The organism is Psychromarinibacter halotolerans (assembly GCF_029168315.1).
In the GTDB taxonomy this organism is placed as follows: domain Bacteria; phylum Pseudomonadota; class Alphaproteobacteria; order Rhodobacterales; family Rhodobacteraceae; genus Psychromarinibacter; species Psychromarinibacter halotolerans.
This window is the reverse complement of the sequence record NZ_JARGYD010000005.1, coordinates 77,966-101,985: the sequence shown is the minus strand read 5'-3', so window position 1 is coordinate 101,985 and position 24,020 is coordinate 77,966. Positions and strand designations below refer to the sequence as shown.

Sequence of the window (24,020 nt, the reverse complement as noted above, 5' to 3'; positions counted from 1 at the left end):
GGCCCGGGGCGTTTTTCATTTCTGGCGCGTGTCCGCGCCCTGCCCTTGGTCCGGGCGCATGAGAATGCGACCGTAAAAGAACCCAAGCAGCGCCGTGGCGGCAAGGGCCGCCAGCGTGACCCAGACGGCGATGGTGCGGACCTGATGCAGCGGTTCAAGGATATCGCTTTCCGGAAGCCACGTCACGACCGTCCACGGAGTGGCCTCTAGCCGAAGCCGCTGGACGGCAGCCAGCCACGCCTGCCCGTCCGCCCGGAAGTGCGACACGCGGATTTCGCCGGGGAACAGATCCCCCAGCCCGCCAGAGATCGACGCAGCGGCCTGCATCAGAAGCGGGTCGACCGCACCGTCGACCGTGTTGAACCGGACGGTCCCGTCCGGGTCGGCCTCGGCCACGAAATCCTCTTCCGAATGGGCGACGATATCGCCCGTCTCGGCCACGATGGCGGCGGACCCGTTGGCGCTGATTTCCAGCCCGCCGAGAAAGGTGGACAGCGACTCGATGCCGATGTCGACGCCAACGGCGCCTAGCACGCCGCCCGACAGCGGATCGGCCACCGGCATCGACACCGTGACGCCCGGACGCTGCGACGAGAAGAAGATATAGGGCGACGTCCAAGAAACCGCGTTGGCGTCCAGCGCGGCGCGATACCACGGGCGGTTGCGAGGGTCATAGTCGTCGTCCGGCTCGTCCTGCGCGGCGACTTCCCGGAACCGCTCGGACCGCCACGACAGCACGACCTCGCGGTCCGGCCCGGTCTCAATCGTTTTGACCCGGAAATTCGCCCGAGGCTCGGTCGTGTCACGGCTGACATAGACGAAATCGCCGCTTGCCGCCCCGAAGTATGCGCCGTCGAAGCTGTCCCGCGTCTGCAGCACGTCGAACAGGTAGCGGCCCAGCGCCTCGGTGTCGTCATGCGGAACAACGCCCGCCTCTAGCAGGCGCTGCGACAGTTGCGCGGCGTCTTCGGCGGGGTCCAGAAAGTTCTCGGTATAGGCGGTCGTGTCGCGGGCAATGCGTGCGGTCAGGCCCTCGGCGAACCGCAGCAGAACGCCCTGCGACGCCCAGTAGGTGATGCCCAGCACCACCACCAGCGCAAGCGCCTGCAGACCGACGAGGCCCAGTATCAGTATCAGTCGTCGCGGCATGACTGCCGTCTCCCGTCCCTGTTTCCGGCTTTTTTGAAGCCTAAACTTTTTCCAACAGGTTTAAGGACATGCCAGCCGCGAAACAACTGTGCGAACGGTGCGCGCAGGTGCAGCCAAGGGGCGCTGCACGGAGAATGATCGTTTCGCTGGCGCAATTCTGCGTTTAGGGTGGCCGGGCGGAGACACGCGCGGAATTGGCGGGACAGAATCAACGGCATGGCCGACGGAACCGAATCTGAAAGCCGGAAACTGCTTGGCCGGCTGCGCGACACGCTTGCCGAAGAAGGCGCGGGTCAGGCCCGGCTGGACAAGATCACCCACCTGATCGCGGACAGCATGCGGACCGATGTGTGCTCGATCTATCTGTTCCGCGACTCCGAGACGCTGGAGCTGTGTGCGACGCAGGGCCTGAAGCCCGAAGCCGTTCACAAGACCCGGATGCGGATCGGCGAGGGTCTGGTGGGCCGCGTCGCAGGCACCGGACGGCCGATGAACACGGAAAACGCCCCGGCGACGCGCGGCTTCCGCTACATGCCGGAAACGGGCGAAGAGGTGTTTTCCAGCTTCCTTGGCCTGCCCGTTCAGCGGCTGGGCGAAACGCTGGGCGTGCTGGTCGTGCAGTCGAAAGAGGCCCGCCGCTATTCCGACGACGAGGTCTATGCGCTGGAAGTGGTCGCGATGGTTCTGGCCGAGATGGCGGAACTGGGCGCCTTCGTCGGCGAGGGCGCGGCGCTTCGCGCGCTGCACCAGCAGGCCGTCATGTACCAAGGCGCCACCGGGCAGGAAGGAACCGCTGAGGGCCACGTCTGGCTGCACGAGCCGCGCGTCGTGGTCGCCAACCCGGTCGCGGACGATCCCGACATGGAGAAGTCGCGCCTGCAGGTCGCAATCGACACGCTGCGCCTGTCGGTGGATGAGATGCTTGACCGGCTGGAACCGGGCGACAAGGACCAGCGCGAGGTGCTGGAAGCCTACAAGATGTTCGCGAACTCGCGGTCTTGGATGCGCCGGATCGAGGCTGACATCGACCGGGGCCTGTCGGCCGAGGCCGCCGTCGAGAAGGAACAATCGCAGGCGCGCACCCGGATGGAACAGGTGCCCGACGCGTATCTGCGCGAGCGTCTGCACGATCTTGACGACCTGTCGAACCGGCTGCTGCGCATTCTGTCGGGGCAGGGCTCGGAAACCGGCGCCGAGATGCCTGTCGACCCGGTCCTTGTGGCGCGCAACATCGGCCCTGCCGAGCTGTTGGAATACGGGCGCAGCCTGAAAGGCGTTGTGCTGGAAGACGGATCCGTCGGAAGCCATGCGGCCGTCGTCGCGCGGGCGTGGGCGATCCCGTTGGTGATCCACGCCAAGAACATCACGGCCGAGGCGCTGAACGGCGATCCGATCATGGTGGACGGCGATCAGGGCGTCGTGCACCTGCGTCCCGAGGAAACCGTGGTCAGCGCGTTCCGCGACAAGATGGCCATGATGGCCGAGGCGCAGGAACGCTATGTTTCGTTGCGGGACCTGCCTGCCGTGACCAAGGACGGCCAACGCATCGAGCTGTACATGAACGCGGGCCTGATGGCCGATCTGCCGTCGATGGAAAGCTCTGGCGCCGAGGGGGTCGGGCTGTTCCGCACCGAGTTGCAGTTCCTGATCCGCAACCGGATGCCCAAGCGGGGCGAGCTGGTCGATATCTACGCCCGCGTGCTGGACGCGGCGAACGGGCGGCGGGTGCAGTTCCGCACGCTGGACATCGGGTCGGACAAGGTCCTGCCCTACATGAAAGCGTCGGACGAACCGAACCCCGCGCTGGGGTGGCGCGCGATCCGCGTCGGTCTGGACAAGCCCGGCGTGATGCGGATGCAGCTTCAGGCCCTGATCCGCGCCGCGAAGGGCCGGCCTTTGACGATCATGTTCCCGATGGTCGCGCAGTTCGACGAATTCCGCGCCGGTCGCGAGCATGTCTTCCGCGAGCTGGAACGCGAATACGCCCTTGGCCACATCATGCCCGAGCGGGTCGAGATCGGCACCATGCTGGAAACGCCAAGCCTCGCCTATGCACCGCGGCAGTTCTACGAAATGGCCGATTTCATCTCCATCGGCGGCAACGACCTGAAGCAGTTCTTTTTCGCGGCCGACCGCGAGAACGAACGGGTGCGGCGGCGCTATGACACGCTGAACAGCAGTTTCCTATCGCTGATCGAGCGGATCGTGGAACGCTGCGACGAGGCGGGCACCGACGTCAGCTTCTGCGGCGAGGACGCCGGACGCCCGGTCGAAGCGTTGTGCTTTGCCGCGATGGGACTGAAGAAACTGTCGATGCGCCCCGCGTCGATCGGCCCGGTGAAAAGCCTGTTGCGTCGGGTCGATCTTGCCGAGGCGCGCGAGGTGATCTCCTCTGCGCGGGAAAGCGGTGTGCAGTCGGTTCGCCAGTCGGTCATGGACTGGCTGGCGACGCAGGGGCGCAACGGCAACGCCTGACGCACACGAAAAAGGGGCCGCCAAACGGCGACCCCTCTTTAGATCTAAAAAAGACCTATCAGTTCTCGAAGTACTGGCTCAGCTGAAGGTTCAGCTCGCTTTTGCTGTCCGTACCGGTCACGGCGCCATAGACGGCGGCCAGTTCTTCGTCGGTCAGCGTGTAGGCCATGCCTTCGTACTCGGTGCCCACCAGAGCCATCGAGACCGATTCATGCAGCTGGCTGCGGTCCATCTGCTCGTCGGCGACGATCACGTAGTTCGGGCGCTCTTCCATCTCGACGTTTTCGGCGTTGATGACCGAACGGATGGCGGCGTCTTGTTCGCTCTGGTCTTCCGAGCTGGTGATCGCACCGTACATGGCGGCGATCTGGTCGTCGGTCAGGCTGTCGACGTCGACGTTGTAGCTCGAACCACCGATCCAGTTGGCGACCTGCGTGCGCAGCTGCGACGACGAGTCGGCCGACTGGGCGAAGGCCGCACCGGTGGCGGTGGTCAGGACGAGGGCGGAAGTCATAAGAAAGCGTTTCATTTCAAGCGCTCCTTTCGTGTTTTTTCAAACTGACGACAGTGTTGCGTCGCCTTCTGGACCACCAACGCAGCGCCCCCGGAAAAAGGTCACCGGAATCTGTTAAAACAATTGTGACCGGCGTCAGGTGGATCAATTCATGCTGCGCGCTAGCGGGCCTGAACCGCCTTATTTTACAGGTTAAGCGTCCGGCGCGATCTGCGCCCGGCGGCTTGGAACAGCTCGGAAAAAAGTGAAATCAGCCGTCGGTCCAGCGCGTTACGGGCCCGGAAACCCCGTCCCAAGCGTCCTCCGAGGCAAGCGACAGCCCCAAAATCCGGGCCGGGTTGGTCGGTGGCGGCATCTCGACACCGTCTTTCCGCGTAAAACCGAACCGGCCGTAGTACGGCGCGTCGCCGACCAGCAGCACCCGGTCCCAGCCCGCGTCCCGGGCCAGCGCAAGGCTTTCCTGAATGATCAGTGCGGCCAACCCCTCGCCCTGGTGGATCGGGTGCGTCGCCACCGGGCCCAGCAACAGGGTCTCGGCCCCGCCGACGCGCACCGGCCAATAGCGGATTGCGGCGGCCACCGCGTCGTAGTCGTCACGCGCCACGCGGCACAGGGCGGCCACCGGGGGCACCTCGTCGCGCAGGCGGTACGACGACAACATCTCGCGCCCGGGCGCGAAACACAGGTTGAAGAGTTCCTCGACCTCCCACCAGTCGTTGGGCTGTTCCTGAGCGGTTCGGTACAAGCGCCCCTGTCCTTGGTGGTTCCGGGCAGCCCGCGGCTGCGGCCCGCCTGTTTTCGACTGGCCTGCGGCGTAGCACGCGGGCTAAGGGGGGGCAACGCAGCAACGCAGACGCAAGCGGAGCCAACCATGTTCTACCGCCCAGAGGACGGCCACGGGCTGCCCCACAATCCGTTCAACGCCATCATCACCCCGCGCCCCATCGGCTGGATCTCGACCCGCGGCACGGCGGGCGACAACCTTGCCCCCTATTCTTTCTTCAACGCGGTGGCCTACGTGCCGCCGCAGGTTATGTTCGCCTCGACCTCGGCCAAGTCGGACCGCGAGGACACCAAGGACAGCGTCGCGCAGATCCGCGAGACGGGCGTGTTCTGCGTGAACATCGTGGAATACGCGATGCGGGACGCGATGAATGTCACCTCGGCCGGTCTGCCAGCGGGCGAGGACGAATTCACCGCCGCCGGGCTGGAAAAGGTGCAGTGCGAGACGATCGACTGTCCGCGCGTCGCCGCCGCCCCCGCCAGCCTTGAATGCCGGATGACGCAGATCGTCCGGCTGGAGGGCGAAACGAACTGGTTGGTATTGGGCGAGGTCACGGGCGTCCACATGCGCGACGACTGCCTAGTCGACGGGACCTTCGACATCACACGCTATCAGCCGCTGACCCGTCTTGGCTATCGCGACTATGCGAAGATCTCGGATCTGTTCAGCCTGAAGCGCCCGGACGACTGAACGCGCGCAAGGCGATTCCACCGCACCGCCATACCGGTATTCCCGCATAAGCGGGGCAACCGGGGCGTGCTACCCTGACGGGGACAGCCACGTTCAGGGAGCCTTTCCGATGGCGCGCAATATGCGGGATCTCAGCTTTGCGACGTTCAACCTGCTGAACCTTCAGGTTCCCGGCGGGCTGACCTATTCGACCAACAGCCCGCCCTTTCCCGACGACGCCGAGGGGCGCGCCGCCTATGCCCGCAAGATCGCGTGGACCGGTGCGCAGATCGCTCGGCTGGACGCCGAGGTGATCGCGTTTCAGGAACTCTGGTCCGCCGCCGCCCTGACTGAAGCGTTCGCGGCAGCGGGGCTGGACGGCGACTATGACATCGTCGCGCGTGACGCGCCCGGCATCGGGCAGCCGCAGGTCGCGCTGGCGGTTCGGAAGGACCGGCACGGCAACGCGCAGTTGCTTCCCGGTGCGGATTGGATCGCCGAATTCCCCGAAGCCTACGTTTACGACGGGGTGCGGGAAACGGATGGCGCCTCGGAAGAGATCACGCTTACCATCAACCGGTTCTCGCGCCCGGTGCTGACAGCCGTGATCCAGTCCGAAGGCACGTCGCCCAAGCCGCCGCCGGTCACCGTGTTCGTCGCCCATCTGAAATCGAAAGGGCCGGCGCGGGTGTCCTTCGCCCAGCCTCAGCCGCAGATCCTGCAGGCCTTTCCCGGCATCGCCCGGGCGGCGCTGGCCCATGTGCGCCGCATCGTCGAGGCAGGCGCGCTGCGGGCCATGCTGGACGGCGTGATGAAAGCAGAGGACGAGGACCAGATCTCGCCCACCGTGGTGCTGGGCGACCTGAACGACGACTCGCTGTCGGTGTCGACCGAACTGATCTCGGCCCAGCCAACCTATCGGCTGGTCGAGAAGTCGCGGGCCGGACACAGCGCCGACAAGGGGCTGTATTCTGTCGAGCGGCTTCAGCAGTACCGATCCTTGCGGCATGTCTATTACACCCACGTCTACAAGGACAAACGCGAGAGCCTCGACCACATCCTTGTCAGCGAGGAGTTCTACGACCATTCCCGCAAGCGCCGCTGGTCGTTCCGGGACATGGAGAACTACAACGACCACCTGAACCGCGAGGATTTCGAGCACAGCGAAGGCGCCAGCGACCACGGGCTTGTGCGGGCCCGGTTCGACTGGAACCCGATGCCGGAAGAGATCGACGTCGCCTAAGCCGCCCTTAGTCCAGCGGTTCGGCACCGGCTTCGGCGGGTGCGTCCTCTTCGCTTTCCATCCACCGGAGGACCAGCTGGTAGCACACGGCAAGGATCACCGGCCCAAGGAAGATGCCGACCACGCCCCATGCCAGCAGCCCCCCGATGGCGCCGAACAGGGCAAGGATTGCCGGAAGGTGGGCGCCCCGCGATACGACGAAGGACTTCACCACGTTGTCGGTCAGACCGACCACCAACATGCCCCAGATGCACATGAAGACGGCCATGCCGACCGCCTCGTTGGACCAGAGCCAGAAGGCGACGGGCAGCCAGACAAGGATCGGACCGACCTGCACCAGACCCAGCATCAGGGTCAGCAGCGCAAGGATCGGCCAATGCGGCACGCCGACGATGAAATAGGCAACCGACGCCACCGACGCCTGCGCGGCGGCAGAGCCCAGAACCCCCAACACCGTGGAGCGGATCGTGACCACCGCCTGATCCGCAAGTTCCAGCGCGAACGCCCCGCCGACCCGTTGCAGAAGTGCGGCCGCGGCGCGTGACAGGCCATCCGCGCGGTGCAGCAGGATGACGGCCAGCAGAACGCCGACCGCGAACTCCATGACGAAGACGCCGACAAAACGCCCTTCCCGGATTAGCCAGAAGGCGACCGGCTTCAGCTCTTCGCCGAAATGATTGCGGATAAACTGCAGGTCACGAATGACCGTGTCCCAGATCGAGGTGATCTCGCCGGTGATCGGATTGCGCTCGACATCGATCTCGCCGACTTCGGCGCCGATAAGGTCGGTGCCCTGTTCCGAGAACCAGACCAAAGCGTCCGGGATGAAGGCGATCAGCGACCGTGACAGGCCAAGGATCGGCAACACCAGCAGAACGACCAAGATCACACCCAGTAAGACACTTGCCCTGCCCCGCTTGCCCCGCAGCGCCCGGGTCAGGCGATCGTGCACCGGGCGCAACGACACGCTAAGGAAGATCCCCCACAGGATGGCGGGCAGGAACGGCTGGACCGTGGTGAAGCCCAATAACAGCAGCAGCATCAGGGCGAGAATCGGCAGGGTCGTCTCGACCAACTCGCGGCTGCGCTGACGGCTTGTTGGCAAATCAGAGGAATTCGGTCTTTGGTCGGGCATGACTTACGAACGCGGCAAACGGCATTCGTGTCAATCTTCCTGGCCCTGCGCCAGACTGTTTTCGCGCCACCCGCGACCCGACCGGCACGCAACGCACGGCGCGACGCGGGGACACACGCCCCGCGTCGCTTTGTTTTCCCGTACCTAGTGGCCCGCGCCCAGCTGACCGGTGCGCACGCCATAGTCCACGGCTATGCCGTAGTCAGGGTCGTCGTCGCTGTCGATCATCAGCTGGCCCGCGCGGGTCAGCAGCTTGTGGCAGTCACGGCTGAGGTGGCGCAGTTCCAGCCGCTTTCCGGCGGCCTCGTACTTCACCGCCAGCGACTCGATTGCGGTCAGCGCGGACTGGTCGGCGACGCGGCTGTTCTGGAAGTCGACGACCACGCGGGACGGGTCTTCCTCGACGTTGAACATCTCGGCGAACCCGGCGGCAGAACCGAAGAACAGCGGTCCCTGCACCTGATAGACCTTGGCGCCCTCCGGCGTGGTGTAGGCCACGGCGTGAATGCGGGTGGCGTTCTTCCACGAATAGGCCAGCGCCGACACGATCACCCCGACGACCACGGCGGTCGCAAGGTCGTAGGCCACGGTGACGCCGGTCACCAGCACGATGACGAAGGCGTCGACGAAGGGCACCTTCCACAGCACCTTCAGCGAGTTCCACGCGAAGGTGCCGATCACGACCATGAACATCACGCCGACCAGCGCCGCGAGCGGGATCTGCTCGATCAGCGGGGCGGCGAACAGGATGAAGCACAGCAGGAACAGGGCAGCCGTGATGCCGGACACCCGGGTGCGTCCGCCGGACTTCACGTTGATCATCGACTGACCGATCATGGCGCAACCGCCCATACCGCCGAAGAAGCCGGTGACGACGTTGGCCGCGCCCTGCGCAAGGCATTCCTGGCTGGCGCCACCGCGCTCGCCCGTCATCTCGGACACGAGGTTCAGCGTCAGCAGGCTTTCGATCAGGCCGATGGCGGCAAGGATGACCGCGTAGGGCACGATGATCTCGAAGGTCTCCCAGTTGAGCGGCACCATCGGGATGTGGAACGGCGGCAGGCTGCCCTCGATCGAGGCCATGTCGCCGACCCGCGGGCTATCAAGCCCGAAGATGATGACGATGCCAGCCGTGATCGCGATGCCCGCCAGCGGTGCCGGCACGATGCTGGTCACCTTCGGCAGCAGCCAGATCACCGCCATCGTCAGCGCCACAAGCGCCAGCATCAGGTACAGCTGGAAACCGGACAGCCATTCGCCGCCGGACATGCCGTGGCCCGAAACCTCGGCGGTGCCGGGAACCTGAAACTGGGTCAGCTGGGCAAGGAAGATCACGATCGCCAGACCGTTGACGAAGCCCAGCATCACCGGGGTCGGCACCAGCCGGATGAACTTGCCCCACCGCATGACGCCCGCGATCAGCTGCAGGATGCCCATCAGCACCACGGTGGCGAACAGGTATTCCACACCGTGCTGCGCCACGAGCGAGACCATCACGACCGCCAAAGCCCCCGTCGCGCCCGAGATCATGCCCGGACGCCCGCCGAAACAGGCGGTGATCAGGCCGACGATGAACGCGGCGTACAGGCCGACCAGCGGGTGCACCCCGGCCACGAAAGCGAACGCCACCGCTTCGGGCACCAGCGCAAGGGCCACCGTGAGGCCCGACAGGACCTCTGTTTTCATCTGGGCGGCGTCAAGCTTCGTACCGGACCCGGACGACACGCGCCCGGTCAGCCCGAGGATGCTTTGCAGGGCTCTGCTCATCCCGTCTCCTTCAATGCAAACCAGCCGGGAGAACACCCGGCCCTGTGGATTTCCGCGTCGTCGCAAGACCCGTTGAGTGTCCGGGTCACACGCGGAGGGCCCGATGCGACACGAAGGGTGCCGTGCGGGCAATTCGCGGCCCTCCTAGAACACGTGGGTCCCTGTGCCAAGGGCAGACCCACCCGCCTAGGGCGTCGAAAGCCGCAATGCGGCACCTTGCGGCAACAGATCAGTCCGCCTTTGCAACCGCGGCATAGCGTGCGTATCAATCGGATGTCAGCAACAGGAGCAGCGGAATGGCGGACACGGTCATCGGGATCATCGGCGGGTCGGGGGTCTACGAGATCGCCGGGCTGGAAGGCGCGGCATGGCAGACGGTGGACAGCCTGTGGGGCGATCCCTCGGACGAGATCCTGACCGGCACGCTGGACGGGGTCCGCATGGCATTCCTGCCGCGGCACGGTCGCGGTCACGTCCATTCGCCGACCACCGTTCCCTATCGCGCGAACATCGACGCGCTGAAGCGACTGGGCGTCACTGATGTGATCAGCGTCTCGGCCTGCGGGTCGTTCCGTGAAGAAATGGCGCCGGGTGACTTCGTGGTGGTGGACCAGTTCGTCGACCGCACCTTCGCGCGTGAAAAGTCGTTCTTCGGCACCGGCTGCGTCGCTCATGTCAGCGTCGCGCATCCCACCTGTCCGCGCCTGTCGGCGGCCTGCGTCGCGGCGGCGAAGGATCTTGGCATCACCGTGCACGACGGCGGCACCTACCTTGCGATGGAAGGACCGCAATTCTCGTCGATGGCGGAATCGAAGATGTACCGCGAGGCGTGGGGCTGCGACGTGATCGGCATGACCAACATGCCCGAGGCCAAGCTCGCCCGCGAGGCAGAGCTTTGCTATGCCTCGGTCGCGATGATCACCGATTACGACAGCTGGCACCCGGATCACGGCGCCGTCGACATCACCGACATCATCGCCACCCTGACCGGCAACGCCGAGAAGGCGCGGAACCTTGTCGCGAAGCTGCCCGGACTGCTGGGCGCCGAACGCGAGCCCTGCCCGCATGGCTGCGACCGTGCGCTGGAATTCGCGCTGATGACCGCGCCGGACAAGCGCGACCCCGCGCTTCTGTCGAAGCTCGACGCGGTGGCTGGCCGGGTTCTCTGAGCCCGGCATGGGGGGCCGCATCCTGCTTTTGGGCGCCGATGGGTTCATCGGCCGCCATATCGCAGCCGCCCTGCGCGACGCGGGCTTCTTTCCGCTTTGCGTCGCCCGCCGCACCTCGGCGCTGGCGGCGCAGGGGTTCGAGGTTCTGCGTGCCGACATGACCGACCCGGCCACGCATGAAATGGGGTTCTGGCGACCCTACCTTTCCGAAGCCGAAGGCGTGGTGAACGCCGCCGGTCTTCTGGATGCGTCCGAGGCCGCATTCGAGGCGGTGCATGTCCTTGCGCCGCGTGCGATCTATGACGGCCTGACCAAGGACGCGCAGATCGTGCTGATCTCGGCCATCGGGATCGAGGCCGACACACCCTTCGGCCGCTGGCGCCGCGCGTCCGAGGCGCTGTTGGACAAGGCGCCCTGCCCGTCCACCATCCTGCGCCCCGGGCTGGTGATGGGCGAAACCTCTTACGGCGGTACGTCCTTGCTGCGTGCAATGGCGGCGATGCCGCTGGCCACGCCGGTGGTCGGCGACGGGACGCAAAGGGTGAACCCGATGCACGCCGCCGATCTTGCCGCACTGGTCGTGCGCGCGCTGCAAGGCCCGCCGGACGGCCTGCTAGAGGTCGGCGGCTCGGAAAGCCTGTCGCTGGCCGACCTGACCGCCCGCCTGCGCGGCTGGATGGGCCAGCCGCCGGTGCCGGTCCTGCGGATGCCGCTTCCGCTGGCGCGCGGCGTCGGGCGGATCGGGTCGCTGCTGACGCTGGGGCCGATCTCTGCGGTCGCCGTAGACCAGTTGGCGCACGGGATCGAAAGCCGTCCGCCGCCCGAAGGCCGCACGCGCGGCGCGTCCGAGTTCCTTGCGGCCCGCCCTGCGGGGACGCAGGATCTGTGGCACGCCAGGTTGTTCCTGCTGAAACCCGGCGTGCGGCTGGTGCTGGCGCTGATGTGGCTGATGTCGGGCGTCTTGGGGCTGTTCCTGCCAACCGCCACGGTGCTGGGTTCGGTCGACACGGCGCTTCCGGACATGGCCGCGCTGGTTCTGGGGCGGCTTGGCGGGCTGGTGGACGTTGGCATCGCGATCGGGTTGTTGGCGGCGTGGCGTCTGCGCCTGCTGGCATGGGTGCAGCTAACGGTCGTCGTGGGCTATACGCTTGGGCTGTCGGTGCTGGACCCGTCGCTGTGGCTGGACCCGTTCGGCGCGCTGCTGAAGAACCTGCCGATCCTGTTGCTGATCCTTGTCCACCGGGTTCTGGAAGAGGAACGCTGATGGACTGGTATCTGGTCCTGAAATGGCTGCACATCCTGTCCTCGACCGTGCTGTTCGGCACCGGGATCGGCACCGCGTTCCAGATGGTCTGGGCGATGCGCACCGGGCGGGTCGAGACGGTTCACTCGGTCGCGTCCGGGGTGGTGGTCGCGGACTGGATCTTCACCACGCCCGCCGGGATCGTGCAGCCGCTTACCGGGCTGGCGCTGGTGCACATGGGCGGCTGGGGCTGGGACGCATCGTGGCTGGTCGCGACCTATGCGGCCTATGCCCTTGCCTTCGCGTGCTGGGCGCCGGTGGTGCGGCTTCAGATCCGCATTCGGGACCTAGCCGGTCAGGCGCTGGCCGAGGGCGCGCCACTGCCGGACCAAGCGCGCCGGATGTACCGGCTGTGGTTCGCACTGGGCTGGCCCGCGTTCGGGGCGCTGGTTGGCGTGTACTGGCTGATGGTGGCGAAACCGGCGCTGTGGTGAGGCCCCTCCCTGACCCTGCTGGGGAGGGACGCCAACGGGGTCAGCTTTCCGCGTGTTCGCCGAGATAGTCGCGGATGAACCGGCGGATTTCGCGCGCGGCGCTGGTGTCCTGTTCCTTGCACAGCTTCACGAACGCGTCGCGCTCTTCCTTGTCGAGCCGCAGGATAAGCTGGCTGTCCTTCTTGCCGGACTTCTTGTCGGCCTTCTTGCTCACGCGCTGTCGCTCCACTTCGTCGCATCCGTTTGGCGTATATACAACCGACATACAACCGCTTTACATATCCTAGCCCCGCGCCCCGGGAAAAGGAACGGTAAAAACGTCACTTGGCCCTGTCTTGGGCAATCCTTCCGCCGGTTGGTCGCTTGCAACGCAACTGGCGATGCGTGACATAATCGGCCCCGACGCCAGCCAAAGGGGCCGCCCCATGATCGCTACGAAGACCGTTAAAGACTATATCCGCACCATCGTCGATTTTCCCCACGAGGGGATCATGTTCCGCGATGTGACCACCCTGTTCGCCGACCCGCGCGGGTTCCGCATGGCGATCGACCAGATGCTGCACCCCTACGCGGGTCAGCGCATCGACAAGGTGGTGGGGCTGGAAGCGCGCGGCTTCATCATTGGCGGCGCCATCGCGCACCAGCTTGGGACCGGGTTCGTGCCGATCCGCAAGAAGGGCAAGCTGCCCGGCACCACGATCAGCCAAGAGTACACGCTGGAATACGGCGAGGCGATCGTCGAGATCCACGACGACGCGATCACGCCCGGAGAGACCGTTCTGGTGATCGACGACCTTCTGGCCACCGGCGGCACGGCCGAGGCCGGGATCAAGCTGCTGGAGCGGCTGGGCGCCACCATCGTTGGCTGCGCCTTCATCATCGACCTTCCCGAACTGGGCGGCCGCGAAAAGCTGACCCAGATGGGAATGGAGGTTCACGCGCTTTGCGAATTCGAAGGGCTCTGACGCGCCAGCGCGCCGAAGCGCCCTGACGCGTCGCGCTTGCCTAGCCTGCGCGCAGCAGCGGGGCGACTTTGGTCCCAAGAACCTCGATCGCCTTCAGCATTTCGGCGTGGTCGATCACGCCGATCGCCATCTGGATCGACACCCGGTCGAACCCAAGGTCGTCCTTCAGGCCAAGAATCTTGTCCGCCACCTGATTGGGATCGCCGACGAACATCGCGCCCTCGGGGCTCATAGAGGCGTCGAACTGGGCGCGCGACTGCGGGCCCCAGCCGCGTTCGCGGCCGATCTGGTCCATCACCTGTTTCTGCGCCGGGAAGAACAGGTCGGCCGCCGCCTTGCCGTCCTCGCCCACATAGCCGTGGACGTTAAGCGAGACGCGCGCCTTGTCGACATGGCCCGCCTCGGCCGCCGCACGGCGATAGAGATCGGCCAGCGGCTTGAACCGGCGTGGCTCGCCGCCGATGATCGCCAGCGCAAGCGGCAGGCCCAGCGCACCGGCGCGCACCATCGACTGCGGCGTGCCGCCCGCAGCGATCCACATCGGCAGGTTGCCGTTCTGCGGGCGCGGATAGACCCCGGCCCCGCCGACGGCCTGCGTGAATTCCGTTCCGGGCCATTTCAGCGTCGGGTCGCGGTCGATCTGAAGCAGCATCGCCAGCTTCTCGTCGAACAGGGCGTTGTAGTCGTCCAGTTCGTAGCCGAACAGCGGGAAGCTTTCGATGAACGACCCACGGCCGACCATCAGTTCGGCCCGCCCGTTCGACAGACCGTCGAGCGTTGCGAATTGCTGGTAGACGCGCACCGGATCGTCGGAGCTGAGAACCGAGACGGCCGAGCTGAGGCGGATCGATTTCGTCGTGCGCGCGGCACCGGCCAGCGCCACGGCCGGGGACGACACGGCGTAGTTCGGACGGTGGTGTTCGCCCAGCCCGAAGACATCCAGCCCGACCTGATCGGCCAGTTCGATTTCCTCGACAAGATTGCGCAGCCGCTCGGGGGCGTCGATGCGCTTTCCGGTGACCGGGTCCGTGCCGACATCGCCGAAGGTGTAAAGCCCGACTTCCATTTCCGTCTCCTTTGCGTTGCAACTTACCTAGGGCACCCTAGGCGCGACCGACAGGGGGCCGGCTGCGCCGCGCCGCACACGAGCTGTGCACCGGTTGCCCGGAAAGGTGGCATCTGACGCGGGTGTGATCGGCCGCAGGGCGACGGACGCTAGGGGAAACGCGCGAGGTCGGGCTATCGTTGGGTAAACACCGGGGAGCCCGCCATGATCCGTTTCGCCCCTTCCGTCCATGCCCTGGCCAGCTATGCCCTTGCCAGCCTGATGCTTGTCGCCGCGACCGGCGCCGAGGCGCAGGAGCGGCGGATGTCGCACTGCATCGCCATCGCGGACGCGGCACCGGGGCTCGAATACATCCAGAAGGCCGCCTACGCCGATCCGATCCCCGACTTTTCGGTCCGGATCAGCTATATCGATCACTCGATGTTCCTGATCCAGACGCCGGGCGGCTTCAGCGGGATCACCGATTACAATGGCTATACCGGAAGTCAGGACTTCGTGCCCGATGTGGTGACGATGAACCACGCCCATTCCTCGCACTGGACCGGCCGCCCGGACGAGCGCATTCCGAACGTCTTGCCCGGCTGGAACGAGGACGGGACCGGCCCGGTGAACCACCACCTTGTGCTGGACGACGTGCTGATCCGCAATGTCTCGACCGACATCCGCTCGGGATTTACGGGGCGGGAAGACGACGGCAACTCTATCTTCATTTTCGAGGTGGAAGGCCTGTGCATCGGTCACATGGGTCACCTGCATCATGAACCGTCCGAAGAACAGTATGCCGCGATCGGCCGGCTGGACGTGGTGATGATTGCGGTGGATGGCGGCCTGACCATCCCCGTGGACGTCGCGGTGCGCATCATGGAGCGGCTGAGAAGCTCTGTGGTGATCCCGATGCACTGGTTCGGGCGCGGGGCCTTGGACGCCTTCCTTGCCCGCATGTCCGAAGCCTTCGACATCCAGTACGCGGGCGGGTCGGAATACGTGGTGTCGCTGCGGGACCTGCCGTCGCGCCCAACCGTGATGGTGCTGGAGCCGCAGTTCCTGCCGGTGTTCGAGGAATAGCACCCGGGCTTGCGCCCGACCCGGCGTCATGGTTCATCGAAGCCATGCATAATTCCGTAACCGACGCCTTCGCCGAGACCCTTCGCAGCCGCCTGCCGCAGGCGGCGTTCAAGGACGACACCGCCCAATATGCCGAGACCCCGCGCGGCGGCAAACCGGGCCAGATCGGCCTTGTCGTCGCCCCAGGCTCGACCGAGGAGGTGGCCGAGACGATCCGCGCCGCAGCCGAGGCCCGCGTGCCGGTGATCCCCTACGGCGGCGGAACGGGGCTGGTGACCGGGCAGGTGATGCCCGACGGTCCCGTGCCGCTGGTGCTGTCGCTGGAGCGCATGACGAAGATCCGCGCCACCTACGCGGCCGAGAACGTGCTGGTCGCAGAGGCGGGCGCGATCCTTGTCGACGTGCAGGCCGCGGCGGAAGCCGCAGACCGGCTGTTCCCGTTGTCGCTGGGGTCCGAAGGATCGGCCCGGATGGGCGGGCTGCTGGGCACCAACGCCGGCGGCGTCAACGTGCTGCGCTATGGCAATGCGCGGGACCTGTGTCTTGGGCTGGAAGCCGTCCTGCCCGACGGGTCGGTCTGGCACGGGCTGAAACGGCTGCGGAAGGACAACACCGGGTACGACCTGCGTAACCTGCTGATCGGGGCCGAGGGCACGCTGGGGGTCATCACCGCCGCCGCGCTGCGCCTGTTCCCGCGCCCTGCCGAAACCGGCACCGCCGTGATGGTGGTGCGCGACCCCGACGCGGCGCTGGACCTACTGGCGCTGGCGGGCGACATCGCCGGGTCCGGCATCAATGCGTTCGAGCTGATCTCGGGCATGGGGCCCACCTTCCTGTCGGAAACGATCCCCGACGTGCGCCTGCCCTTCCCCGACCCGCCCGAGTGGATGGTGCTGATCGACCTTGGACTGGATGCCGGACGCGACCCCGCCGAAACGCTGGAGACGCTGTTCATGGCGGCGCACGAACGCGAGTTGGTATCAGACGGCCTGATCGCCCAGTCAGAGCAGCAGCGCGCCGAGTTCTGGCGCATGCGCGAGGCGATCCCCGAGGCGAACAAGCTGATCGGCGCGATCTCGTCGCACGATATCTCGTTGCCGATCTCGCGCATCCCCGAGTTCATCCGCACCGCGCCCGGTGTGCTGGAGAAGCTTGGCGACTATCGGATCAACTGTTTCGGGCACCTTGGCGACGGGAACCTGCATTACAACGTGTATCCGCCGAAAGGTCAGAGCCGCGACTCGCGCATCGCCGAGAAGGGCGATGTACAGCGCGCGGTGCACGATCTTGTCGACAGCTTCGACGGATCGATCAGCGCAGAACACGGGATCGGACGGCTGAAGGCCGAGGACCTGCAGCGCTACGGCGACCCCGCCAAGCTGGCGGCGATGCGGGCGATCAAGGACGCGCTGGACCCGTTGGGGATCATGAACCCCGGCGCAGTCCTGCCGCTGCGCGACTGACGCGCTTTCCGACGGTGCTGGAACGAGGGGCTCTGCCCCTCGCGCTCCCCGGGATATTTGCGGACAGAAGAAGCAGGGGGCGGGTTGCCCGCTAGCCGACGTCGGTCTTGCCGCGCCGGTCGCGGCGCAGGTTCGAATACAGGACGTGATTGCGCCAGCGGCCGTTGATTTGCAGGTAGCTTTGCGCGACGCCTTCGTACTTGAAGCCAGATTTCTCGAGCACGCCGCGCGAAGCCGCGTTCTCGGGGAGGCAGGCAGCCTCGATCCGGCTGAGGTCGAGTTCGTTGAACCCGTGGTGCACCATCGCTTCGATCGCCTCGCCCATGTAGCCCTGACGCGCATAGGGTTCGCCGATCCAGTAACCCAGCGTACCGGATTGCGCCGGGCCGCGCCGGATGTTGTCGAGGGTGATCGCGCCCAGCAGCACCTCGCCTTCGCGGCGGAACAGGAACAGCGGGATCGCGGTGCCGCCGACGATCGACCTTTGCGCCCAGTACACGCGGTTGGTGAAGGCCTTGCGGGTCAGGTGGTCCGGCGACCACGTCGGTTCCCACGGGGTCAGGAAATCCGCCGACGACTGTCGCAGCGCCGTCCAGGCGCGGAAGTCCGCATGCTGCGGCGCGCGCAGGAACATCCGGTCCGTGACAAGGCGCAGCTTGCGACGTCTGTTCAGCATCAGGCCGCGAGACGCTCCCGCAGGTCCGCGATGCGGGGCGCGTGGTCGACGGGGCCGTACATGGTCAGCGCCGCGCGTGCATCGCCTGCCACCTTCTCGGCGAAGGCCGTCACGCGGTCGGTGCCCACCGCGTCGATCTTCTCGACCACCTCGTCAAGGCTGGGCACGCGGCCCCAGATCGACACCAGCCGCGCCAGTCGCTCGGCGCGGGCCGACGGGCTTTCCAGCCCCATCAGAAGCCCTGCCTTCATCTGCGCGCGGGCGCGGGCGATCTCGGCGTCGGACATGTCGTCGGCGGCGCGTTTCAATTCGTCGATGGTCAGGCCGGCAAGATCACCGATCTGGTCGGCGGCGGTGCCCGCGTAGATCGTCGTCAGACCCGTGTCGGCGTAGGCCCCGGTCTGCGCAAAGATGGTGTAGCACAGCCCGCGCCGTTCTCGGGCCTCTTGGAACAGGCGCGAGGACATGCCGCCACCCAGCGCGGTGGAATAGATCTGCGCCGTGTAGATCTCGTCATCGCGGTAACCGGGCGTCTCGAAGGCCAGCGCGAAATGGACCTGCTCCAGCGGCCGGACTTCCAGCCGTTCGCCGCCAAGGAAGCGGCCCGGCTCCATCCGGTCGGGCTCGGTCCGCGGCAGGTGCCCGAACAGTTTCTCGGCCTCGGCCGCGATCTCGTCGTGGTCCACCGCGCCGGCGGCGGCGAGGATCATCTTTTCGGGGCCGTAGTGTTCGGCGACGAAGGATTTCAGGTCGCTGCGGGAGAACCCGCGCACCCGCTCGGTCGGGCCAAGGATGGTGCGGCCAAGCGGCTGGTCGGGATAGGCGACTTCCTGCAGCCAGTCGAAGATCACGTCGTCCGGCGTGTCGAGAACCTGCCCGATCTCTTGCAGGATCACACCGCGTTCGACCTCGATCTCGTTGTCTTCGAAGATCGGGTTCAGCACGATGTCCGAGATCACGTCGAGCGCGAGACGCACGTCGTTCTCGAGCACGCGGGCGTAATAGGCGGTCATCTCGCGGCTGGTATAGGCGTTGATGTAGCCGCCGACGTCTTCGATTTCCTCGGCGAGCTGCAGCGCACTGCGGGTTTTCGTCCCCTTGAACGCCATATGTTCGAGGAAATGCGCGATCCCGTTCTGCTCGGGCCGTTCGTGCCGGCCACCCGCCATAACCCATATCCCCAGCGACACGGATTTCATCGAGGGCATCCGTTCGGTCACGACCCGGAAGCCGTTGGACAGGGTATGGATTTTCACGGTCACGTGGCGATGCGCTCCCTTATGAGGTTCTCGATTGCGCCCAGATCGTTGTCGATGGCGCTGAACCGTTCCGAACGGTCATATAGGTCCGCCATCCGATTGGGAAGGGGCGGCCTTTCGCCGGTCGCGGCCTCGACCGCGTCGGGGAACTTGGCCGGGTGCGCGGTGGCCAGCGTGATCATCGGCGTCGTGCCAAGGTTTTCCTCGGCCACCTTCACGCCCACGGCGCTGTGCGGGCACAGCGTTTCCCCGGTCGCGGCAAAGGCTGCGCGGATCGTGGCGGATGTTTCTTCTTCGCTCGCGCGGCCGGACAGGAAGGTTTCGCGCAGGAATTCCAGCGCGCCCTGGCTGACGGTGAAGCCGCCTTCGGTCTTCAGCGCCTCCATCTCGTGCGCCACGGCCGAGCCGTCCTGACCGTAGGCGTAATACAGCGCACGCTCGAAGTTGGACGAGACCTGAATGTCCATCGAAGGGCTGATCGAGGGGCTGACGCCCTCTTTCACATGGGCGCCGGACACCATCGTGCGGTGCAGGATGTCGTTCTGGTTGGTCGCGATCACCAGATGCTCGATCGGCAGGCCCATGCGCTTGGCCACGTAGCCCGCGAAAATGTCGCCGAAGTTGCCGGTGGGCACGGTGAAGCTGACCTTGCGATGCGGTGCGCCCAGCGATACGGCGGACGAGAAGTAATACACGACCTGTGCCAGCACCCGGGCCCAGTTGATCGAGTTGACGCCCGCCAGCTTGACCTCGTCGCGAAAGTCGAAGTCGTTGAACATGTCCTTCAGCGCGGCCTGGCAGTCGTCGAAATCGCCCTTCACCGCCAGCGCGTGCACGTTCGCCTCGGACGGGGTGGTCATCTGGCGGCGCTGCACCTCGGACACGCGGCCCTCGGGGAACAGGATGAAGACGTCGACATTGTCGAGCCCGCGGAACGCCTCGATCGCGGCTGACCCGGTGTCGCCGGAGGTTGCGCCGACGATGGTCACGCGGTCGCCGCGACGGCCAAGCGCGGCCTGAAACAGCTGGCCGATCAGCTGCATCGCGAAGTCCTTGAAGGCCAGCGTCGGGCCGTGGAACAGTTCCAGCAGGAAGTGGTTCGGCCCCATCTGCACCAAAGGTGCGCGGGCGTCGTGGCCGAAGCCCGCGTAGGCACGTTCGATGATGCCCTTGAACTCGTCGTCGGTGAAGCAGTCGCCGATGAACGGCTTCATCACCCGGAACGCGATTTCTTCATAGGACAGCCCGGCCAGCGCGGCGATCTCTTCCTGCGTCATCTGCGGGATCGTCTCGGGCAGGTAAAGCCCGCCGTCGCGCGCAAGGCCGGTCAGCATCGCCTCTTCGAAGGACAGCACGGGTGCCTGTCCGCGGGTAGAGATGTAACGCATTGCTGCCCCTTTGATTCAGTCGGTCCGCCGGTTGATACGCCACAGCCACAGGGCTGTCATCCCCGCCCAGACCGCAGCCAGCAGAAACCACGTGATCGCGTAGTTCAGGTGGTTGTTCGGGATGCCCTCGGTGCCGACCGGCCACGGCGTCACCGGAGCGGAAGCTTCGTCGCTTTCGCGCAGGACCACAAGGATCGGCTCGGTGCCCAGCGCCTCGGCCAGACGGGGCACGTCACGGGCGAACCAATAGTTGGTGTCGAGGTCCGGTTCAGGGGTGAAGCTGTCGCTTTCCTCAACGGTGCGGAAGTTTCCGACGATGCGGACATCCTCGACCGGCGGGCGATCCGCCGTCTTGTCCGTCGCGGGGACGAAGCCGCGGTCCAGCAGGATGCGGCGGCCGTCGGTTTCGAACACGGACACGATGCGGAACACCGCGCCGATGTTCTTCACCGGAGTCATAACGTGCGCTTCTTCGTCGGTGATCGTGCCGGTCGCCTCGACCGCTTGGTATTCCTCCAGCGGGCCGGCGAACAGCGGCACCGGATCGCCGGCGATCTGCGACTCGATCCGGGACAGCATCGCCTCTTTCCACGCCAGCCGCTGCACTTGCCAGACGCCAAGCGACAGAAGGATGGCGCAACCGATACAGCCGATCAGAAGGGGGGCGAGGTATCTTTTCATGCCAGTTGTCCTAGTCCCTTGCGCCGGGGGGCGCCAGACGGTGCGACGCAAAACCGCCGTACGGGCACCACCGAAAGGAAAAGGGCGCAGGTTCGACCTGCGCCCTTTCGAAACTGTGCGACGATGTCGCCCGGCGCGCCGCGGCGGCCGGTGCGAAACGGTCAGCTTCCCCAGATGTAGATGGACATGAACAGGAACAGCCAGACCACGTCGACGAAGTGCCAGTACCAAGCGGCGGCTTCGAAACCGACGTGCTTTTCGGGGGTGAAGTGCCCGGCCAGCGCACGCATCAGGCAGACGAACAGGAAGATCGTGCCGATCACGACGTGGAAGCCGTGGAAGCCCGTCGCCATGAAGAAGTTGGCGCCGTAGATGTTGCCGGAGAAGCCGAAGGCCGCGTGGCTGTATTCGTAGATCTGGAAGAACGTGAACAGGATACCCAGCGCAACGGACAGGATCAGGCCGTTCACAAGGTCCTTGCGGTTGTTCTCATGCGCCAGCGCGTGGTGGGCCCAGGTGCAGGCGGCGCCCGAGCACAGCAGGATCAGCGTGTTGATCAGCGGCAGGTGCCAGGGGTCGAACGTCTCGATGTTGGCGGGGGGCCAGACCTGATACTCGACCGGGGTTTCCGGGCCGCCGGGGTACATGGCGTGCTTGAAGAACGACCAGAACCACGCCGCGAAGAACATGACCTCGGACATGATGAACATGATGAAGCCATAGCGCAGGCCGATGGCGACGACCGGGGTGTGGTCGCCCGCCCTGCTTTCCGAGACGACCTCGGACCACCAGGCGAACATCGTGTAAAGCACACCGACAAAGCCGATGAGCATCACCCAGGGGCCGGCGTCGTGGAAGTACCGGACCGCGCCGTACAGCATGACGAAGGCCGAGACCGACCCGGCGAAGGGCCAGATCGACGGGGGGAGAATGTGATAGTCGTGGTTCTTTTCGTGCGCCATTGCAGCGTTCCCTCGTCTTGCGCGACTTTATTCGTTGTAGACCGAGTCACCCTCGGTCGCCAGAGCGGCGTGGGTCTCGGGGAGGTCGATTTCGTAGAAGGTGTAGGACAGCGTAATCGTGTGAACGTATTTCGCGTCGCGGTCCTCGACCATTTCCGGGTCGACGTAGAAGGTCACCGGCATCTGCACCCGCTCGCCCGGCTGCAGCACCTGTTCGGTGAAGCAGAAGCAGTCGATCTTGGTGAAGAAGCCGCCCGCCTCGTAAGGCGTCACGTTATAGCTTGCCTGACCCGCAACGGGGCGATCGGTCGGGTTGTACGCCTCGTAGAAGGCCAGCCCGGTCTCGCCGATCTTCAGCTCGACCTCGCGCTCGACCGGCTTGAAGGTCCAGGGCATGTCCTTGTCGAGCGACCCGTCGAACCGGATCTTGATGGTCTCGTCCAGGATGTGGTCAGCACCCGCGCTCGCCACGCCGGTGGTGCCACCAAAGCCCGTGACCCGGCAGAACCAGTCGTAGAACGGGACCGAAGCCCATGCGAGGCCGCCCATCAGCACCACGGTGCCGACGGTCAGTGCCAGCGTCTTGTGAGTTCCCTGCATCTTCATTCGCCGGCCTCCTCTGTCGCTGTCGTTTCAGTCGCGCCGTCTTCCGTTACAGGCGTCATCGAAACCCGCGGCTGGTGGTCGTAGCCTTCCAGCAGCCCGCCGGTCTGAACCTTGACCACGCTCAGCGCGAACACCAGCCCGACGAACCCGGCCAGCGCAAGGCCGACGCCGAGGTTGCGCGAAAATCGCCGCTTGTGGATCTCGTGCTCCGCGTTGATCGCCATACTACCAGCCTCCGATACCGAAGGACCGCATCGTCGCCTCGACGAGGATCGCCGCGAAATGCAGGAAGAGATAGGACAGCGACAGGCGGAACAGGCGCTTTTCGGTGCGATAGCCGTCAGCCTCGGCGGTGACGTCGTCGCGCTGCCAGACGTCGTACGCGCCCTTCAGGAACATGACGTTCAGGACGGTGGCGATCGCAAGATAGGCGTAGCCGCCGATCGAGGTGAACCCGATGCCCATCGCAACCGGAACCAGCGCCAGCGTGTAGCCAAGAATGTGGTTGCGGGTCACGCGACGGCCGTGGGTCACGGTCAGCATCGGCACGTTGGCCTTGTCGTAATCGCTGTTCATGAACAGGGCCAGCGCCCAGAAATGGGGCGGCGTCCACATGAACGTCAGCGCGAACATCAGAACCGATTCCACTGAAACCGATCCGGTCGCGACGGCCCAGCCGATCATCGGGGGGAAGGCGCCCGCGGCGCCGCCGATCACGATGTTCTGCGGCGTCCACCGTTTCAGGATCATCGTGTAGATCACGGCGTAGAAGAAGATGGTGAAGGCCAGCAGCGCCCCGGCAAGGATGTTCGCCGCCAGCGCCAGCATCACGACCGACAGGCCGGACAGCGCGACGCCGATCGCCAGCGCCTCGTCCGCGGTCACGCGGCCCGACGGCACCGGGCGTTTCACGGTGCGCTTCATCACCGCGTCGATGTCGGCATCCCACCACATGTTCAGCGCGCCCGAGGCACCTGCGCCGATGGCGATGAACAGGATCGACGACAGGGCGACGACCGGATGCACGGAAACCGGCGCGGCCACGAGCCCCACCAGCGCGGTGAAGATAACAAGCGACATCACGCGGGGCTTCAACAGGGCGAAGTAGTCGCCGAAGCCCGCCTCGTGGTCGAAGTCACTGACATGGGTATCGCTCATGCGCTTCCCTTTGACGAAAGGTGCGGACCAACCGCACCCAACAAACCCGAACGCGGGGAGCGCCGTTCACGCACCCCGCGAGATTTCAG

Annotated in this window: 24 protein-coding genes; 9 read left to right on the top strand and 15 right to left on the bottom strand. The window is 65.7% G+C overall.

What is annotated here, in order from left to right; genetic code table 11:
* Positions 1-15: 15 nt before the first annotated feature.
* The gene (locus P1K30_RS14185; RefSeq protein ID WP_275633411.1) at positions 16-1,149 is read right to left on the bottom strand and encodes a cache domain-containing protein; all 1,134 of its coding nucleotides are present in this window, start codon (positions 1,147-1,149) and stop codon (positions 16-18) included.
* Positions 1,150-1,365: 216 nt separating this feature from the next.
* Between P1K30_RS14185 and ptsP the strand changes: the two genes are divergently transcribed.
* On the top strand, positions 1,366-3,624 hold the full coding sequence (gene ptsP, locus P1K30_RS14180) for a phosphoenolpyruvate--protein phosphotransferase (RefSeq protein WP_275633410.1): 2,259 nt from the start codon (positions 1,366-1,368) through the stop codon (positions 3,622-3,624).
* 58 nt (positions 3,625-3,682) lie between these two features.
* On the opposite strand, the gene P1K30_RS14175 is transcribed toward ptsP, so the two are convergent.
* Together P1K30_RS14175 and P1K30_RS14170 are read right to left on the bottom strand one after the other, a co-directional pair.
* Complete coding sequence (locus P1K30_RS14175; protein ID WP_275633409.1) at positions 3,683-4,153, bottom strand: hypothetical protein; 471 nt, start codon at positions 4,151-4,153, stop codon at positions 3,683-3,685.
* Positions 4,154-4,388: 235 nt separating this feature from the next.
* Complete coding sequence (locus P1K30_RS14170) at positions 4,389-4,883, bottom strand: GNAT family N-acetyltransferase (RefSeq protein WP_275633408.1); 495 nt, start codon at positions 4,881-4,883, stop codon at positions 4,389-4,391.
* Between the two features lie 126 nt (positions 4,884-5,009).
* Here P1K30_RS14170 and P1K30_RS14165 point away from each other — a divergent pair, with 126 nt between their 5' ends.
* Together P1K30_RS14165 and P1K30_RS14160 are read left to right on the top strand one after the other, a co-directional pair.
* On the top strand, positions 5,010-5,612 hold the full coding sequence (locus P1K30_RS14165) for a flavin reductase family protein (RefSeq protein WP_275633407.1): 603 nt from the start codon (positions 5,010-5,012) through the stop codon (positions 5,610-5,612).
* Positions 5,613-5,721: 109 nt separating this feature from the next.
* A complete protein-coding gene (locus tag P1K30_RS14160) occupies positions 5,722-6,834 on the top strand; it encodes an endonuclease/exonuclease/phosphatase family protein (protein WP_275633406.1) in 1,113 nt (370 codons plus the stop codon).
* A gap of 7 nt (positions 6,835-6,841) precedes the next feature.
* On the opposite strand, the gene P1K30_RS14155 is transcribed toward P1K30_RS14160, so the two are convergent.
* A complete protein-coding gene (locus P1K30_RS14155) occupies positions 6,842-7,969 on the bottom strand; it encodes an AI-2E family transporter (protein WP_275633405.1) in 1,128 nt (375 codons plus the stop codon).
* A gap of 144 nt (positions 7,970-8,113) precedes the next feature.
* Entirely contained in the window at positions 8,114-9,655 is a 1,542-nt protein-coding gene (locus P1K30_RS14150; RefSeq protein WP_275633609.1) for a SulP family inorganic anion transporter, read from the bottom strand.
* 377 nt (positions 9,656-10,032) lie between these two features.
* Here P1K30_RS14150 and P1K30_RS14145 point away from each other — a divergent pair, with 377 nt between their 5' ends.
* Genes P1K30_RS14145 through P1K30_RS14135 form a run of 3 tightly spaced genes read left to right on the top strand, consistent with a single transcriptional unit; the run spans position 10,033 to position 12,642 of the window.
* On the top strand, positions 10,033-10,905 hold the full coding sequence (locus P1K30_RS14145) for an S-methyl-5'-thioadenosine phosphorylase (RefSeq protein ID WP_275633404.1): 873 nt from the start codon (positions 10,033-10,035) through the stop codon (positions 10,903-10,905).
* A gap of 7 nt (positions 10,906-10,912) precedes the next feature.
* Entirely contained in the window at positions 10,913-12,169 is a 1,257-nt protein-coding gene (locus P1K30_RS14140) for a DoxX-like family protein (protein ID WP_275633403.1), read from the top strand.
* Complete coding sequence (locus P1K30_RS14135; RefSeq protein WP_275633402.1) at positions 12,169-12,642, top strand: DUF2269 family protein; 474 nt, start codon at positions 12,169-12,171, stop codon at positions 12,640-12,642. The genes P1K30_RS14140 and P1K30_RS14135 overlap by 1 nt, the downstream gene beginning before the upstream one ends.
* A gap of 40 nt (positions 12,643-12,682) precedes the next feature.
* On the opposite strand, the gene P1K30_RS14130 is transcribed toward P1K30_RS14135, so the two are convergent.
* The gene (locus P1K30_RS14130) at positions 12,683-12,856 is read right to left on the bottom strand and encodes a hypothetical protein (RefSeq protein WP_275633401.1); all 174 of its coding nucleotides are present in this window, start codon (positions 12,854-12,856) and stop codon (positions 12,683-12,685) included.
* A 211-nt stretch (positions 12,857-13,067) separates the two neighbouring features.
* On the opposite strand from P1K30_RS14130, the gene P1K30_RS14125 reads away from it, so the two are divergent.
* Positions 13,068-13,607 carry an adenine phosphoribosyltransferase gene (locus P1K30_RS14125; RefSeq protein WP_275633400.1) on the top strand — a complete coding sequence of 180 codons (540 nt, stop codon included), beginning with the start codon at positions 13,068-13,070 and terminating at the stop codon, positions 13,605-13,607.
* 40 nt (positions 13,608-13,647) lie between these two features.
* Here P1K30_RS14125 and P1K30_RS14120 read toward each other — a convergent pair whose 3' ends face one another.
* Positions 13,648-14,673, bottom strand: coding sequence for an Atu2307/SP_0267 family LLM class monooxygenase (locus P1K30_RS14120; protein WP_275633399.1), 1,026 nt, complete (start codon positions 14,671-14,673; stop codon positions 13,648-13,650).
* 204 nt (positions 14,674-14,877) lie between these two features.
* On the opposite strand from P1K30_RS14120, the gene P1K30_RS14115 reads away from it, so the two are divergent.
* Both P1K30_RS14115 and P1K30_RS14110 read left to right on the top strand, forming a co-directional pair.
* Positions 14,878-15,738 carry an MBL fold metallo-hydrolase gene (locus P1K30_RS14115; protein ID WP_275633398.1) on the top strand — a complete coding sequence of 287 codons (861 nt, stop codon included), beginning with the start codon at positions 14,878-14,880 and terminating at the stop codon, positions 15,736-15,738.
* Positions 15,739-15,782: 44 nt separating this feature from the next.
* Positions 15,783-17,201, top strand: a complete 1,419-nt coding sequence (locus tag P1K30_RS14110) for an FAD-binding oxidoreductase (RefSeq protein WP_275633397.1) — start codon at positions 15,783-15,785, stop codon at positions 17,199-17,201.
* Positions 17,202-17,292: 91 nt separating this feature from the next.
* Here the strand turns inward: P1K30_RS14110 and P1K30_RS14105 are convergent, their stop codons facing one another.
* From P1K30_RS14105 to cyoE, 8 genes are all read right to left on the bottom strand, one after another.
* Positions 17,293-17,877: a GNAT family N-acetyltransferase gene (locus P1K30_RS14105; RefSeq protein WP_275633396.1), complete on the bottom strand. Its 585-nt coding sequence runs from the start codon at positions 17,875-17,877 to the stop codon at positions 17,293-17,295.
* A complete protein-coding gene (locus P1K30_RS14100) occupies positions 17,877-19,139 on the bottom strand; it encodes a M16 family metallopeptidase (RefSeq protein WP_275633395.1) in 1,263 nt (420 codons plus the stop codon). The genes P1K30_RS14105 and P1K30_RS14100 overlap by 1 nt, the downstream gene beginning before the upstream one ends.
* Positions 19,136-20,524, bottom strand: coding sequence for a threonine synthase (thrC, locus tag P1K30_RS14095; RefSeq protein WP_275633394.1), 1,389 nt, complete (start codon positions 20,522-20,524; stop codon positions 19,136-19,138). Before thrC ends, P1K30_RS14100 begins: the two co-directional genes overlap by 4 nt.
* A gap of 15 nt (positions 20,525-20,539) precedes the next feature.
* The gene (locus P1K30_RS14090; RefSeq protein WP_275633393.1) at positions 20,540-21,205 is read right to left on the bottom strand and encodes an SURF1 family protein; all 666 of its coding nucleotides are present in this window, start codon (positions 21,203-21,205) and stop codon (positions 20,540-20,542) included.
* 161 nt (positions 21,206-21,366) lie between these two features.
* Positions 21,367-22,167, bottom strand: a complete 801-nt coding sequence (locus tag P1K30_RS14085) for a cytochrome c oxidase subunit 3 (protein WP_275633392.1) — start codon at positions 22,165-22,167, stop codon at positions 21,367-21,369.
* Between the two features lie 27 nt (positions 22,168-22,194).
* Positions 22,195-22,773, bottom strand: coding sequence for a cytochrome c oxidase assembly protein (locus P1K30_RS14080; RefSeq protein ID WP_275633391.1), 579 nt, complete (start codon positions 22,771-22,773; stop codon positions 22,195-22,197).
* The gene (locus P1K30_RS14075; protein WP_275633390.1) at positions 22,770-22,997 is read right to left on the bottom strand and encodes a hypothetical protein; all 228 of its coding nucleotides are present in this window, start codon (positions 22,995-22,997) and stop codon (positions 22,770-22,772) included. Before P1K30_RS14075 ends, P1K30_RS14080 begins: the two co-directional genes overlap by 4 nt.
* 1 nt (position 22,998) lies before the next feature.
* Positions 22,999-23,931, bottom strand: a complete 933-nt coding sequence (gene cyoE, locus P1K30_RS14070) for a heme o synthase (RefSeq protein ID WP_275633389.1) — start codon at positions 23,929-23,931, stop codon at positions 22,999-23,001.
* Positions 23,932-24,020 lie beyond the last annotated feature (89 nt).